Annotated in this window: 12 protein-coding genes; 6 read left to right on the forward strand and 6 right to left on the reverse strand. The window is 65.3% G+C overall.

Features of this window, described 5'->3' with window-relative positions; all coding sequences use genetic code 11:
- Positions 1-81: 81 nt before the first annotated feature.
- Positions 82-1,725: a CTP synthase gene (locus KUW62_RS11325; RefSeq protein ID WP_224815585.1), complete on the forward strand. Its 1,644-nt coding sequence runs from the start codon at positions 82-84 to the stop codon at positions 1,723-1,725.
- Positions 1,726-1,746: 21 nt separating this feature from the next.
- Here the strand turns inward: KUW62_RS11325 and KUW62_RS11330 are convergent, their stop codons facing one another.
- Positions 1,747-2,169 (reverse strand): invasion associated locus B family protein, encoded by a 423-nt coding sequence (locus KUW62_RS11330; protein ID WP_224815586.1) that lies wholly within the window; start codon positions 2,167-2,169, stop codon positions 1,747-1,749.
- Between the two features lie 169 nt (positions 2,170-2,338).
- On the opposite strand from KUW62_RS11330, the gene KUW62_RS11335 reads away from it, so the two are divergent.
- Complete coding sequence (locus tag KUW62_RS11335) at positions 2,339-2,932, forward strand: porin family protein (protein ID WP_224815587.1); 594 nt, start codon at positions 2,339-2,341, stop codon at positions 2,930-2,932.
- A 73-nt stretch (positions 2,933-3,005) separates the two neighbouring features.
- Here the strand turns inward: KUW62_RS11335 and KUW62_RS11340 are convergent, their stop codons facing one another.
- Together KUW62_RS11340 and KUW62_RS11345 are read right to left on the reverse strand one after the other, a co-directional pair.
- Positions 3,006-4,205 carry a DegT/DnrJ/EryC1/StrS aminotransferase family protein gene (locus KUW62_RS11340; RefSeq protein ID WP_224815588.1) on the reverse strand — a complete coding sequence of 400 codons (1,200 nt, stop codon included), beginning with the start codon at positions 4,203-4,205 and terminating at the stop codon, positions 3,006-3,008.
- 56 nt (positions 4,206-4,261) lie between these two features.
- Positions 4,262-4,957 (reverse strand): HAD hydrolase-like protein, encoded by a 696-nt coding sequence (locus KUW62_RS11345; protein ID WP_224815589.1) that lies wholly within the window; start codon positions 4,955-4,957, stop codon positions 4,262-4,264.
- A 96-nt stretch (positions 4,958-5,053) separates the two neighbouring features.
- On the opposite strand from KUW62_RS11345, the gene glmU reads away from it, so the two are divergent.
- The 4 genes from glmU to KUW62_RS11365 are packed head-to-tail and all read left to right on the forward strand — an operon-like array spanning position 5,054 to position 9,525.
- The gene (gene glmU, locus KUW62_RS11350; protein WP_224815590.1) at positions 5,054-6,421 is read left to right on the forward strand and encodes a bifunctional UDP-N-acetylglucosamine diphosphorylase/glucosamine-1-phosphate N-acetyltransferase GlmU; all 1,368 of its coding nucleotides are present in this window, start codon (positions 5,054-5,056) and stop codon (positions 6,419-6,421) included.
- Positions 6,422-6,425: 4 nt separating this feature from the next.
- A complete protein-coding gene (glmS, locus tag KUW62_RS11355) occupies positions 6,426-8,234 on the forward strand; it encodes a glutamine--fructose-6-phosphate transaminase (isomerizing) (RefSeq protein WP_224815591.1) in 1,809 nt (602 codons plus the stop codon).
- Entirely contained in the window at positions 8,231-8,824 is a 594-nt protein-coding gene (locus tag KUW62_RS11360) for a GNAT family N-acetyltransferase (protein ID WP_224815592.1), read from the forward strand. The genes glmS and KUW62_RS11360 overlap by 4 nt, the downstream gene beginning before the upstream one ends.
- Positions 8,800-9,525: a DNA alkylation repair protein gene (locus tag KUW62_RS11365; protein WP_370632883.1), complete on the forward strand. Its 726-nt coding sequence runs from the start codon at positions 8,800-8,802 to the stop codon at positions 9,523-9,525. Before KUW62_RS11360 ends, KUW62_RS11365 begins: the two co-directional genes overlap by 25 nt.
- A 425-nt stretch (positions 9,526-9,950) precedes the next feature.
- Here the strand turns inward: KUW62_RS11365 and KUW62_RS11370 are convergent, their stop codons facing one another.
- The 3 genes from KUW62_RS11370 to KUW62_RS11380 all read right to left on the reverse strand — a co-directional run bounded on the left by KUW62_RS11370 (position 9,951) and on the right by KUW62_RS11380 (position 13,625).
- Positions 9,951-10,922, reverse strand: coding sequence for a threonine dehydratase (locus tag KUW62_RS11370; protein ID WP_224815593.1), 972 nt, complete (start codon positions 10,920-10,922; stop codon positions 9,951-9,953).
- 245 nt (positions 10,923-11,167) lie between these two features.
- Positions 11,168-12,454 (reverse strand): MFS transporter, encoded by a 1,287-nt coding sequence (locus KUW62_RS11375; protein ID WP_224815594.1) that lies wholly within the window; start codon positions 12,452-12,454, stop codon positions 11,168-11,170.
- Positions 12,455-12,614: 160 nt separating this feature from the next.
- Positions 12,615-13,625, reverse strand: coding sequence for a glycoside hydrolase family protein (locus tag KUW62_RS11380; protein ID WP_224815595.1), 1,011 nt, complete (start codon positions 13,623-13,625; stop codon positions 12,615-12,617).
- Positions 13,626-13,679 lie beyond the last annotated feature (54 nt).

The following is a 13,679-nucleotide window of genomic DNA, read 5'->3' on the forward strand; positions in this document are numbered from 1 at the left end:
GTATCCTCAAATCCCGTGATAACAGGAATGATGGGCGGCGGTTGAGACGCGCCAGCACCATCTGCGCGGGGGACAGCAGTCATGGCCAGGTTCATTTTCATCACCGGGGGTGTGGTTTCGTCCCTTGGCAAGGGGCTGGCCTCCGCCGCGCTCGGCGCATTGCTGCAATCGCGCGGCTTCACGGTCCGCCTGCGCAAGCTCGACCCCTACCTGAACGTCGATCCCGGCACGATGTCACCCTTTGAGCATGGGGAGGTGTTCGTGACCGACGATGGGGCGGAAACGGACCTCGACCTCGGCCATTACGAACGCTTTACGGGCGTGCCCGCGCGCAAGACCGATTCCATCTCCTCCGGCCGGATCTACACCAACGTGCTGGAGAAGGAGCGGCGCGGCGATTACCTGGGCAAGACGATCCAGGTGATCCCCCACGTCACCAATGAAATCAAGGACTTCATCTCCATCGGGGAAGACGAGGTGGATTTCATGCTGTGCGAAATTGGCGGCACGGTCGGCGATATCGAGGGTCTGCCATTCTTCGAGGCGATCCGCCAGTTCAGCCAGGACAAGGCGCGCGGGCAATGCATTTTCATGCACCTGACGCTGCTGCCCTACATAAAGGCGAGCGGCGAGTTGAAAACCAAGCCGACCCAGCACTCCGTCAAGGAACTCCGCTCCATCGGCCTCGCGCCGGACATTCTCGTCTGCCGCTCCGAAGGGCCGATCCCGGAGAAGGAGCGGGAGAAGCTGGCGCTGTTTTGCAACGTGCGCCCGGACGCCGTCATCGCGGCCCAGGACCTCAAGTCGATCTACACCGCGCCCCTGGCGTACCACCGCGAGGGGCTGGACCAGGCGGTACTGGACGCGTTTCAGATCAGCCCCGCCCCCAAGCCCGACCTGAGCATCTGGGAAGACGTGGCCGACCGCATCAACAATCCCGAGGGGGAGGTGAAGGTCGCTATCGTCGGCAAATACACGCAGCTGGAAGACGCCTATAAATCCATCGCGGAGGCGTTGACCCATGGCGGCATGGCGAACCGCGTGAAGGTCTCCGTCGAATGGGTCGATGCGGAGATTTTCGAGCGCGAGGACGTGGCCCCGCACCTCGAAGGTTTCCACGCGATCCTTGTGCCCGGCGGCTTTGGTGAGCGCGGGACGGAGGGCAAGATCAAGGCCGCCGAATTCGCGCGGACCCGTGGTGTGCCCTATCTAGGGATCTGTCTGGGGATGCAGATGGCGGTGATCGAGGCGGCCCGGAACCTTGCCGATCTGGGTGATGCAGGATCCGAGGAATTCGACCACGAGGCCGGGAAAAAGCGTTTCACACCAGTGGTTTACCACCTCAAGGAATGGGTGCAGGGCAATCACAAGGTCGAACGCAAGGTGACCGACGACAAGGGCGGCACGATGCGCCTGGGTGCCTATGACGCGGTGCTGGCGGAGGGCTCTCAGGTCGCGCAGGCCTATGGCGGCACGGCCATCGAGGAGCGGCATCGCCACCGCTACGAGGTCGATATCAAATATCGCGAGGCGCTGGAGGCGCAGGGCCTGATCTTCTCGGGCATGTCCCCCGATGGCCGTCTGCCGGAGATCGTGGAGGTCAAGGACCATCCGTGGTTCATCGGCGTGCAATTCCACCCGGAGCTGAAGTCGAAACCCTTCGCGCCGCACCCGCTGTTCCGGGATTTCATACGCGCCGCGAAGGAAAATTCCCGCCTGGTCTGATCGCGCCCGAAGCGACCGCGCCTAGAACCCGCAGCCGGTGGCGGCCAACCGGTCCAGCGCGGCGGCGGAGCCCGCAAGTGGAATACTGTCCAGCGCCCCGCGCCGGTAAAGGCCGATATCCAGCACCGATCCCGCCCGAAGTTGCGCGATGAAATCCTGCGCGCGCGCGATCGTATCCATGTCCAGAAGGCAGGTCGCGCCGGTGCATTGGCCGAAATAGAGGTCCTCTGGATTGTCGTCGATGCGCAGCACGAAAATCTCCTCCGCCGCGCCCGGATCGTGGCCCGCGATGACGAAGCCCGGCAGGCCGCCATTGCCGCATTCCACGACCAGCGAAACCCGGGCGCCCGGCCCTTGTGCCTGCCCTTGCGTGGTGAAGGTCCAATCAGCCCAGGCGGGGCCGGAAAACGCGAGCAATATCAGCGTGGTGAGAAGTCGATACATGGCAATCTCCGATCAAAATCCTGTGAAACGAATGGTGGCATTAACCGGATCGTGACGTATTTGACGCAATCTGGTCAAACGGAAGTCTCTGCCACCTTCCAACGCTCGGCGCGACGGGGTATACGGGAATCAACGCGGGGCTTTTCCGCGATGTTCGAAGGATAACGCCATGCGCCTTGCCATCTCCTCTCTCGCAATCGCCGCCGCGCTCGCCACCACCGGCGCGCAGGCTCAGGATGCCGGTCAATGGTCGGGCTTCTACGCTGGTTTCGCCACGAACATCATCTCGCCGGAATTCGACAACACCGCCGCCGCCCTGCCCTTGCAGGAAGGCACCGGCTTTGGCGTGTATGGCGGCTACAACTACGCGCTTGGCGACAATTTCGTGGTCGGGGCGGAGGTCGGGTTTTCCGGCCCCGTCAGTTTCCAGACCTCGCTCGGCAATCCTGATTTCGAATTCGATAACGTGATCAATGCGCGGGTGCGCGGCGGCTACGCGATCGGCAGCGCGCTGGTCTATGGCTCGCTCGGCTACCAGACGGTGAATTACGGCACGACCGCCGGATATTCGTCTGCCGATGGCTCCGCCTCGGGCCTGGTTTACGGGATCGGGGTCGAGATGCTGCTGACGGACACGGTTTCGGTGCGGCTCGATTACACGTCGACCCATATGAACCCCGACGACACTTCCACGCTCAGCTCCGGCGCCGGATCGCAGATCGACGCGAACGCGGTCGGCCTGGGTGTTGCGCTTCACTTCTGATCCGACCGGGATCACCGGATAACGAACGGCGCCTTAACAGGGCGCCGTTTTTCGTTGCGGGGCGTGCTGCCGGTCAGGCCGCGTTCAGCGCCAGAACCTCGTCGCGGATGATCTCGGCGATGAGCGCGGCATCATCGGTCGAGAAGGTCAGCGGCAACCGCATGTCCAGAAGGCCCGCGAGGATGTGATCCGTTTTCGGTAAGCTCTGGGCGGGCGCGTATCGCCAGCTGTCATAGCGGGAGGTAAAGCCCACAGGCTCCGCCGCGCCGAACCATTTCAATTCCACCCCTCGCGCGGCGCAGCCCTTCACGACGCCCGTAACCTCTTCTGCCGTGGCGCGGGGCAACCGCAGCTGGATGGAGGAGCCGACGATGTCTTCCTGCGGCGGGCGCTCGATCACCTGAAGGCCGGGCGTGTTGCGCAGACCCTCCTCCACCGTCCGGTAGAGCGCGTTCCACCGCGCGATCTGCGCGGGCAGGTCGGCAAGCTGCGGACGCAGGATAGCGGCGCGCAGATTGTCCAGCCGGCCCGACACGTTCGGCGTGACGTACTTGACCTTTTCGAACGTTTCCAAAGGGGGTGAGGCGGTGTGACGCCCAAATAACATGTAAGAACCCGACAGCATGACGGCTTTTGCCATCAGCTCCGCATCGTCGGAGACAAGCAAGCCGCCCTCCCCCGAATTAAGGTGTTTGTAGGTCTGGGTGGAGTAGCAGCCGACGATCCCGTGCCGCCCGGACGGCACGCCGTTCCAAGCGCCACCCATGGTGTGCGCGCAATCCTCGATCACCGCGACGCCGCCGGCATCGCAGATCTCCATCAGGCGGTCCATGTCGCACAGATGCCCGCGCATGTGGCTGAGCAGCAGCGTCTTCGACCCGGTCGCCGCAATCTTCGCTGCCAGATCGTCGAGGTCGATGGTCAGGCTTTCGGTCACTTCGACAAAGACCGGCTCCGCGTTTACCGCGGCGATGGCCCCCGGCACCGGCGCGAGCGTGAAGCCGTTGGTCAATACGCGGTCGCCCGGCCCCACGCCCAGGGCCCGCAAGGCCGAGCCCATCGCGTAGCCGCCCGAAGCCACGGCGAGGCAATATTTCGCCCCGGTGAAGGCCGCGAATTCCTGTTCCAGCGCCGCGACCTCTCCATCCTCGCCGGGGGCGGTGTTGTAGCGGTGCAACCGGCCAGAGCGCATGACGGCGATCGCCGCGTCGATCGCCGCCTCCGGGATCGGCTCTTGCTGGGTGAAATTGCCGGTGAAGATACGCTTGTCCATGGCGCGAAGATCGTGCGGGCGGGAGGGATCGTCAATGGGGCGGTTCGACCGGGCGCTCAGGGCAACAGGCGGTCCAGCACCGCGTCCAGCTCATCGTAGTGATCCAACAGCGCCTCGGGCTCAAGCTCCGCCACGGCCCGCCCGTTGGGTCCGAACGTGACAAGCACGCACGGAACGCCCAGGGCGGCGGCGGTTTTGCGATCCGTGATCGTGTCGCCGATCAGCACGGCGCGATCCGACGCGCCGCCCAGACGCGCGATCGTCTCGGCCAGGGGTGCGGGGTCGGGTTTGCGGGTCGGCAAGGTATCGGCCCCGATGAGCACGGGAAAGCGGTCGGTCAGGCCCAGGCGGGCGATCAGGGTGACGGCCAGACCTTCGGGTTTGTTGGTGCAAATGCCTGTGGCGTGGCCCTGCGCGCGCAGCCGGTCGATTGCGGCCAACGTGCCGGGGTAGAGCGTGGTATGGGTGTCGATTTCCGCTCCGTAGGCGTCCAGAAGCGGTTGATAGCCCGTATCGGCCAGCCCTTCCGCATCGGCGATCCCAAGACGCTCCGCCGCCAAGCGCAGCATCGCGCGCCCGCCCGCAAACGCGGTGGCGTCGTCCGAGCCCATCACCAGTTGCGGCGCATGGCCCAGTTGCACGAGCGCGGCATTGGCCGCCGCGATCAGATCACCCGCCGTGTCCGCCAAGGTCCCGTCGAGGTCGAAGACAATCGTGCGCAAATGGTGTCCTTTCGGCAGTAAATCGCCCATAGCGTTACAACATGTCGGGCAAAGTGACCGGCGCGGGGGTTTGCCCGTGCCGTTTTGCTTGGTTAATAGGCGGCAAACGTGAAGGAAAGACGTTTCATGCAGGCACCTAAAGATCGTCCCCTTGCGCTGATCGTGCTGGCCGCCGGGGCGGGGACGCGAATGAATTCCGATCTGCCCAAGCCGCTGCATCTGCTGGGGCAAGCGCCGCTTCTGGCCCATACGCTCGCCGCCGGGGCCGCGCTGGAGCCTGCGCGCGTCATCGTCGTGACCGGCCATGGCGCGGATGCGGTGGAGGCCGCGTTGGACGGGCTGATGCCCGAGGCGGTCGCAATCAGGCAGGACCCGCAGGAGGGTACGGGCCACGCGGTGTTGCAGGCCGCCGATGCGCTGGACGGGTTCGACGGCGACGCGATGGTGCTTTACGCGGATTCTCCGTTCTTCCGGCCCGAGACGCTGGCGCAGATGCGCGCCGCGCGCGGCCAGCATGACGTGATTATGCTCGGGTTTGAACCGGAAGATCCGGGCCGCTACGGCCGGTTGGTGATGGAGGGCGATGCGCTGAAGCGGATCGTGGAGTTCAAGGACGCGACGGCGACGGAACGTGCGATCGGCCTGTGCAATTCCGGCGTGCTCTGCGCCGATGCCGGAACGCTGATGGGCCTTCTGCGCAAGGTCACGAACGACAATGCGGCGGGCGAATATTACCTGACCGACGTGCCGGAACTGGCCAATGCCGACGGGCTGAGCGCCAGCGTCGTGATCTGTGACGAGGCGGAGACGCTTGGCATCAACTCACGCGCCGAACTGGCCGCGGCGGAGCGGCGGTTCCAGGATATCCGCCGGGGCGAGATGATGGAGGCGGGCGTCACCATGCAGGCGCCCGAGACGGTGCATTTCACCCTCGACACCCATATCGGGCGCGACGCGGTGGTGGAGCCCTACGTGGTCTTCGGCCCGGACGTCACGGTGGAATCCGGCGCGCAGATCCGCGCGTTCAGCCATCTGGAAGGCTGCCACGTGGGTGCGGGCGCGATGGTCGGGCCCTATGCGCGCATCCGGCCCGGAACGGAATTGGGCAACGATGCCAAGATCGGCAATTTCGTGGAGGTCAAGGCGGCGGAGATCGGCGAAGGCGCGAAGGTGAACCACCTGTCCTATGTGGGCGATGCATCGGTGGGCGAACGGGCCAATCTGGGCGCGGGCACCGTGACCTGCAACTACGACGGCGTCATGAAACACCGCACGGAGATCGGGGCGGAGGCATTCATCGGCTCGGACACGATGCTGGTGGCCCCGGTCAAGATCGGCGCACAGGCGATGACGGCCAGCGGATCCGTGGTGACGGAGGACGTGCCGGACGGCGCACTGGCGCTTGGCCGGGCGAAACAGGTGAACAAGCCGGGGCTGGCGGTAAAGCTGCGCGCCCGGCTCAAGGCGATAAAAGCAGGCAAGACAAAGGGATAGGCCCATGTGCGGGATTGTTGGGGTTCTGGGCAGGCACGAGGTTGCGCCCATCCTTGTCGAGGCGCTCAAACGCCTGGAATATCGCGGCTATGACAGTGCCGGGATCGCCACGGTGCAGGATGGCGTGCTGGATCGCAAGCGCGCGGTCGGTAAGCTGGTGAACCTGTCCGACGCGCTGGTCCATGATCCGCTGGCGGGCAAATCCGGCATCGGCCACACGCGGTGGGCGACCCATGGCGGGCCGACCGTCACCAATGCGCATCCCCATCAAGCGGGGCGCGTGGCCGTGGTCCATAACGGGATCATCGAGAATTATCGGGAGCTTCGGGCGCGGCTGGATCACCGGACCTTCGTGACGGAAACCGATACCGAGACCGTCGCGCAGCTTTGCGAAGATTACCTGGATCAAGGCATGACGCCGCGCGACGCCGCGACGGAAACGCTAAAACACCTCGACGGGGCCTATGCCCTGGCCTTCCTGTTCGAGGGCGAGGATGACCTGATCGTGGCGGCGCGCAAGGGCTCCCCCCTGGCGATCGGCCACGGTGAGGGGGAGATGTTCGTGGGCTCCGACGCGATCGCGCTGGGGCCGATGACGAACCTCATCACCTATCTGGAAGAGGGCGATTACGCCTTCGTCACGCGGGATGGCGTGGAGATCCGCGATGCCGAGGGACGGTTGGCCAACCGCGAGACACGGACTATCCCCGCCCAATCCACGCAGCTCGACAAGGGCGGCCACAAGCACTTCATGGCCAAGGAGATCTTCGAGCAGCCCGTGGTCCTGTCGGATTGCCTGGGCCACTACGCCACCGCAGACGGCGTGAGCATCCCGGGGGAGGTTGATTTCGCGCAGGTCGACCGCGTCAGCCTCGTGGCCTGCGGCACGGCCTTCTACGCCGCCTCGGTCGCGAAATACTGGTTCGAACAACTCGCCCGGCTGCCCTGCGACGTCGATATCGCGTCCGAGTTCCGCTACCGCGAACCGCCCGTGTCCGACAAGAGTGTGGCGCTTTTCGTCAGCCAATCCGGGGAGACGGCCGACACCCTTGCCGCTCTGCGCTACGTGCAGGAAAAGGCCGCGAAAATCCTGGCCGTGGTGAATGTCCCCGAAAGCTCCATCGCGCGGGAAAGCGACCTGATCCTGCCGATCCAGGCGGGCGTGGAGGTGGGCGTCGCCTCCACCAAGGCGTTCATGAACCAGCTTGGTGTTCTTGCGAACCTCGCCATCCTCGCCGCGCGCCAACGCGGCACCATCGACGCCGCGCGGGAGGCGGAGTTGTTGACCGCCCTGCGCGCCATGCCGGGGCTGATCAACCAGGCGCTGGCGCTCGAAGATCAGGTGGTCAAACACACCGCCAAGCTGTCGGAGGCGCATTCCGTCCTGTTCCTGGGCCGTGGCCCGATGTTCCCGCTTGCCATGGAGGGGGCGCTGAAGCTCAAGGAAATCAGCTATATCCACGCCGAAGGATACGCGAGTGGAGAGCTCAAGCACGGCCCCATCGCGCTGATCGACAAGAGCGTGCCGGTGATCGTGCTGGCCCCCAAGGACGCCCTGTTCGACAAGACCGTGTCCAACATGCAGGAGGTCATGGCGCGCGACGGGCGGGTCTGGCTTGTCACCGATGCCGATGGCGCGGCGGAGGCGGGCGATGGTACATGGGCCACGCTGATCCTGCCCAAGGTGGACCCGATCCTGGCCCCGATGCTCTATGCCGTGCCCGCGCAATTGATCGCCTATCACACGGCGCTTCACAAAGGGACGGATGTGGATCAGCCCCGCAACCTCGCCAAATCGGTGACGGTGGAATGAGCCTTGGTCCCGCGGCTCTGACCCTGACAGGCAATCATGTGCGCCTTGTGCCCCTGCACATGGATCACCGCGATGCGCTGGCCCAGGCGTCGGAGGCGGGGCAATTGCACCGGCTCTGGTACACCACTGTTCCATCGGCAGGCGGGATGGCGGCGGAGATCACCCGCAGGCTCGCCTTGCGCGATGCGGGTGCGATGATCCCGTTCACACAAGTGGATGCCAGCGGCACGCCGGTGGGCATGACGACCTACATGAATATCGACCACGACCTGCCGCGGGTGGAGATCGGGTCCACCTGGATCGGCCCGACGGCGCAGCGCGGGCCGCTCAATACCGAGGCCAAGCGCCTGCTTCTGGGCCACGCCTTCGAGGTTTGGGACTGCGAGGCCGTTGAGTTCCGCACCCACCGGCTGAACCTGCAATCGCGGCGCGCGATCGAGCGGCTTGGTGCGCAGCTGGACGGGATCTTGCGGGCCCATATGCGCATGGCCGACGGATCGCTGCGCGACACTGCGTGCTATTCCGTGATCCGCAGCGAATGGCCGACCGTGCGCGCGCATTTGGATTGGCTGATCGAGAAGCCGAGATGAAAGTGGATGAGGCGCTGGAAGCCTTGCGCGAAGGTGCCGATCCGGCCCGCGCGGCGGAAATGGCGGCCTACCACAAGATCCACCGCCCCTATCTGGGCCTGTCCAACGCCGTGACCGGCGAATTGGCGACCGCTTGGCGGAAGGCGGCGGCGGATCAGGCGGCCCTGGTCGACCTGGCGCGCGGCCTTTGGGAGAGCGACATTTTCGAGGCGCGGATCGCCGCGGGCAAACTGTTCGTGCAGGCCCGGATGCGCCCCGATGATCGTCTGGCCTGGGACTGGATCGCATCCGTCGTGCCCGAGTTCGACTCCTGGGCCATTGCCGATGCCGTGGCGCAGGGCGGCCAGAAGCGCGTGGTGCAGGATCCGGCCCGGCTCGATGTGCTGGAACACTGGGCCGGATCGGACCATTTCTGGACCCGGCGCGCGGCCTTCGTGTTTGCCCTGCCGTTTTGCAAGGCGCGCCATCCGGGGGAGGTCGAGCAAGCGGCCCGCCTGCGCGTGATGGGATGGGCGGAGGATCTGGCTGGGAACCATGAATGGTTCATCCAGAAAGCCATCGCCTGGTGGCTGCGCGACCTGTCGAAGCGGGACGCGGTGACGGTCGCGGGTTGGCTGGAGCGGCACGGCGCACGCCTGAAACCCTTTGCGCGCAAGGAAGCGGCGCGGCATCTGCCGCAAGATGCATCCCCGGAGGCGTGAATCCACGCTCTCCCGTGCTGGACCAACTGCCAAGGCAGTCGGCCTGCGCTTTGGGCGTGGCGCGCCGGGCGGGGCAAGCCCCGCGTCGGCGCGGATGGTGCCTTTGGCGGGTGTCGGGGGGAATCGCCGGATGTCGGGCAGGTTGCCCGTTCTGGAGCCTCCGGCGGAGGTATTTTTGGAAGCAAAGAAGGCGAGAGGTCACCCTCCGATCCCGGACCGATGAGCCCGGAGACCGGAGGATGCGCCGTCTTCGCTTGCGGTCATCGGCTCCTCAGCCTGTACCGCGTAGGCAGGTTGCAGCCCGGTTGGTTAAGATCGCGTAAACGGCCCTCTTTGCTTCCGAAATACCTCGGGGGAGTCGCCCCTGGGCGACGGGGGCAGAGCCCCCCGTTCTTCGCCAGGACTCGTCTCCTCGCGGCCCGCTGTCACGCCCAGGGAACACCGCCCAGAAGCACGGTGGAGAGCCATTCCTTGTCGATATTGCCCCCACAGAGGATCACGGCGACCTTCTTGCCCACCATCGCCGCGCGCTCCTGCATCAGGCCCGCCAGGGGCGCGGCGCCTGCGCCTTCGGCGAGGTTGTGGGTGGCGTGGTAATAGGTGCGGATCGCCTCGGCCACTTCGGCGTCGGAGACGGCGATGATCCGCTCCACGCCCTTGGAGTAGATATCATAGGCTGCCTGCACCGGGACGCGCACGGCCATGCCGTCGGCGAAGGTCTTGGCGCTGTCGGTTTCCACGAGGTGCCCAGCCTCAACCGACAGTTTCGCGGTTTGCGCGGCGTCGCTGACGACGCCCACGATCTTCGTCTTCAGCCCCAGCGCGTCGCGGGCGAGGATCGTGCCGCAGATGCCGGAGCCGCAGCCGATGGGGACATAGACCGTGTCGAGGTCGGGGACGTTGGAAAACAGCTCCCACGCATAGGTCGCGACGCCGCGCACCAGTTCCTCGTGGAAGGGAGGCACGATCATCAGGCCCTCTTCTTCGGCGACGCGGAAGGCTTCGGTGCGGGCCTCGTCGAAATCCTCCCCGAATTCGATCAGCTCCGCCCCGAAGGCGCGCATGGCGGCGTTCTTTTCCACCGAATTGCCGCGGGGGACGTAGACCTTGGCGGTCAGCCCGGCGGCACGGGCGGCGCGGGCCTGGCCCTGCCCGTGGTTGCCGCGCGTGGCGGTGCAGATGCCCGTCACGTCGGGATGGGTGCGCTTGAGCCAGTCGATGAAGGTGATCGCGCCGCGCAGCTTGAAGGCACCGGTGGGGGTGTGGTTCTCGTGCTTGACCCAGACCTCGCATCCCGTTTTCTCGGCCAGCAGCGGCCAGGCATATTGCGGCGTCGGTTGCATCTGGGTGTAGACGATGCCGGCGGCGGCGCGAAGGTCGGCATGGGTGAAGTGCATCTGGGCCTCTGACGATTTGGTCCTGTCAGGGTATGGGGGGCCGGAGGGGCGCGCAAGGCGCGGGTTGCACGCTTGCAACCGTGGGTCAAATTATTGATTTGTATCTTTTTTATGAATCATGTTAACGCATTTTTAATGACTTGGGCGGGGGCGATAGCCCGGTCTCAGGGCGCATCTAAGGTTGCCGCGAGAGGCGGCAGCGCGCGCGGTTTGGTTGTTACCGCTTCACGCCCGACCGTCAGGGCTCAGGCGCTTGGGCCAAGCCGTCTGGTCAGCAACAGCGACAGGATCGCTGCGATCACAAGGAACGCCGCGCCGACGCTCCATGCGATGGGCGTGGAGTAGACCTCAGCGATTGCGCCGGTCATGACCATCCCCAAGGCGCCGCCCAATTGCTGTATCAACGATCGCAGAGAGAGCATTGTCGAGCGCTGATGGTCGCCCACATAGCGGTGAAGAATGCTGCTGGCCGGCGTTTCGCTGACGCCAAGGATCACGGCATAGAGGATGAATATCACCGCAAAGCCGAAGATAGTGCCCTGCAAGGCCAGTGCGATCTGGACGATTGCGAGACAGGCGAAGGTCGCGGCCAGCGTTACGGCGTGCCGCCGTTTGAACACCCGGCTGATCTGCGGCGACAGGAACGCGCCGAACGCGATCGAAAAGAAATAGGTCGCCATCAAAGCGCCGATGAACGTGTTCGCGAAATCCTCGTCCAACATCGGCTTGGCGTGGGTCGGCCAGATCACCTCCACCGGGTTGGATGCCATGAGGAAGAACGTCAATGCGGCCAGCAGCATCGACAAAGCGGGATGCCTGACGGCCAGGCGGCCTGCGTCCTTGATCACCGATGGCACGGTGGCGAAGCCGTTTTTGAGCGCCGTCATCGTCAACGGGCGCGGCGTCTCGGCAATGGCCCCCAATGTAAACGCCAACACGCCCAACATCACACCGGCGCTTGCCATGTAAGACACGTCATAAATGCTGAACCCGCGGCATTCCGCGACGCCGCCCAGGATGTCGGGCAAGATACCACCCACCACGGCGCCGGTGGCGAGGCCGACGGCATTGGCCCATTGCGCTTTGGCCAGCGCGGGCTGGACATCCACATCGGGCGCGGTCGCCTTGAAGGTTTCGACGAACCACGCATCAAGCGTGCCGGACCTGAGCGCGCGTCCGAACCCGATGAAGGCAAAGGACAGCGCCAGCACGTAGAAATCGCTGCTTGATAGGAAGAGCACGAGCGACATCAGGCTGGCGACGATTGCCGCCAGGAAGACCGGCTTGCGGCCGATACTGTCTGCAAGGCCCCCGAACGGAAGCTCCATCGCCATTGTCGTGAGGGAGTAGATCCCGAAGAGAAGCGAGATCTGGAAGAGGTCCATGCCACGGTCGGTCAGGGCCAGGGCCACCACGGCAACGGTCAGTCCCATCGCGAAACGGTCAAGAAACTGATGGACCTGAAACACGCGGATATGCCGCCGCGCCGTGTCGCTGAGGGATGCGAAGGAGAATTCGGTTTCGGCGGCCATTTTTGCAACATCGCCGGTAAGGTCGACATGCACAATTCAATACGTGACCTGAGCCCGATGCAGCGTATCGCCGTGGATCGTCGGGTGAGCGGCACGATTGCCCGGATCGTCGATGGCGTCCGCTGCAAAGTTACGGCGCGTGGTCAGTGCGTTCTGGCCATTACCGCCCCGCCATCCAGTCCGTGAAGATCGCAAGGGCCGGTTTCGGCTGCCCGTCCGTGTCGTAAAGGCCCGAATGCGCGTGATAGCTGCCGGGATCGTCGGTCAGCTTGAAGTAATAGGCGCGCGCGACGGGGAGGGTGGCGATGGTGTCGAGGTAAACGGCCAGGCGCGCGGCGTGGTAGTCCGGGTCCGAGGGTTCGTTGCGCGGCCAGGGTCCGCCGAATTCCGTGACCCAGACGGGGCGGTCGGTATGGGCCTGCATCCAAGCGACCGCGCCGGGCCAGAGGCCGGGGGCGTCGTAGAGGTGGATGTCGGCCACGTCGTAATCGGCGATGGACAAAGCGGCGGAAACGGCGGCCTGGGCGGCCTCGTTGAACATCATGCCGCGATTGCAGAGCCATTGGCGGACATCCTCATCCCGCAGGCCGGGAATGCCATGGTCATCGCCTTCAAAGCACAACGCGTGGGAAAGGCCCGCGCGCCCCGTCACGCCCCCCAGAACGAGGGTGAGGTCGGGCCGCTCGGCCCGGATCACGGCGGCGGCGCGGGCGTGCAGCGCGAGGAAATCCCGCGTGCTTCCCGGGAAACGGTTGTCCCATTCATTGCCGATCTGGATCGCGTCGAGGTCGTCGCCGACGGCTTGAAGAAGGGTGGTGAGGTAGGCCTCGAACGGGGCATCGTCGCGGATGATGCAGGCGTGATCGTTGCGCAACCCGCAGGCGGCATCGGGCGCGTCGAGTTCGACGGTCAGCAGGATGCGGAGGCCCGCGGCGCGCAGGTCGGCGGTACGTTCAGCGAGGGGGGCGAAGTCTTGCGGCCCGGGATCGAGGGGGCGACGGGACCAGGCCTCCGCAATGCGGATGTGCTGGATGCCGAGATCCACTAGGGCGGCTGAGGTGAAGGCGCGATGGGCGGCGGTGGAGACGGGCGGAAAGGCGATGCCGATGGCGGGATCGGCGCGAAGCGGTGTGGCGAGAAGCAGAAGAAGCGGCAGAAGGGTAAGGCGCATGGCAGGTCCGGCGATGGTGACTGGCCCCCACCTTAGGGGCGGCGGCGGGACAAG

It is taken from the genome of Hasllibacter sp. MH4015 (assembly GCF_020177575.1).
GTDB lineage: Bacteria > Pseudomonadota > Alphaproteobacteria > Rhodobacterales > Rhodobacteraceae > Gymnodinialimonas.

Coding starts and splice junctions, on each gene's coding strand:
- KUW62_RS11325 (WP_224815585.1), top strand. CDS start 82: ATGGCCAGGTTCATTTTCATCACCGGGGGTGTGGTTTCGTCCCTTGGC.
- KUW62_RS11330 (WP_224815586.1), bottom strand. CDS start 2,169: ATGTATCGACTTCTCACCACGCTGATATTGCTCGCGTTTTCCGGCCCC.
- KUW62_RS11335 (WP_224815587.1), top strand. CDS start 2,339: ATGCGCCTTGCCATCTCCTCTCTCGCAATCGCCGCCGCGCTCGCCACC.
- KUW62_RS11340 (WP_224815588.1), bottom strand. CDS start 4,205: ATGGACAAGCGTATCTTCACCGGCAATTTCACCCAGCAAGAGCCGATC.
- KUW62_RS11345 (WP_224815589.1), bottom strand. CDS start 4,957: ATGGGCGATTTACTGCCGAAAGGACACCATTTGCGCACGATTGTCTTC.
- glmU (WP_224815590.1), top strand. CDS start 5,054: ATGCAGGCACCTAAAGATCGTCCCCTTGCGCTGATCGTGCTGGCCGCC.
- glmS (WP_224815591.1), top strand. CDS start 6,426: ATGTGCGGGATTGTTGGGGTTCTGGGCAGGCACGAGGTTGCGCCCATC.
- KUW62_RS11360 (WP_224815592.1), top strand. CDS start 8,231: ATGAGCCTTGGTCCCGCGGCTCTGACCCTGACAGGCAATCATGTGCGC.
- KUW62_RS11370 (WP_224815593.1), bottom strand. CDS start 10,922: ATGCACTTCACCCATGCCGACCTTCGCGCCGCCGCCGGCATCGTCTAC.
- KUW62_RS11375 (WP_224815594.1), bottom strand. CDS start 12,454: ATGGCCGCCGAAACCGAATTCTCCTTCGCATCCCTCAGCGACACGGCG.
- KUW62_RS11380 (WP_224815595.1), bottom strand. CDS start 13,625: ATGCGCCTTACCCTTCTGCCGCTTCTTCTGCTTCTCGCCACACCGCTT.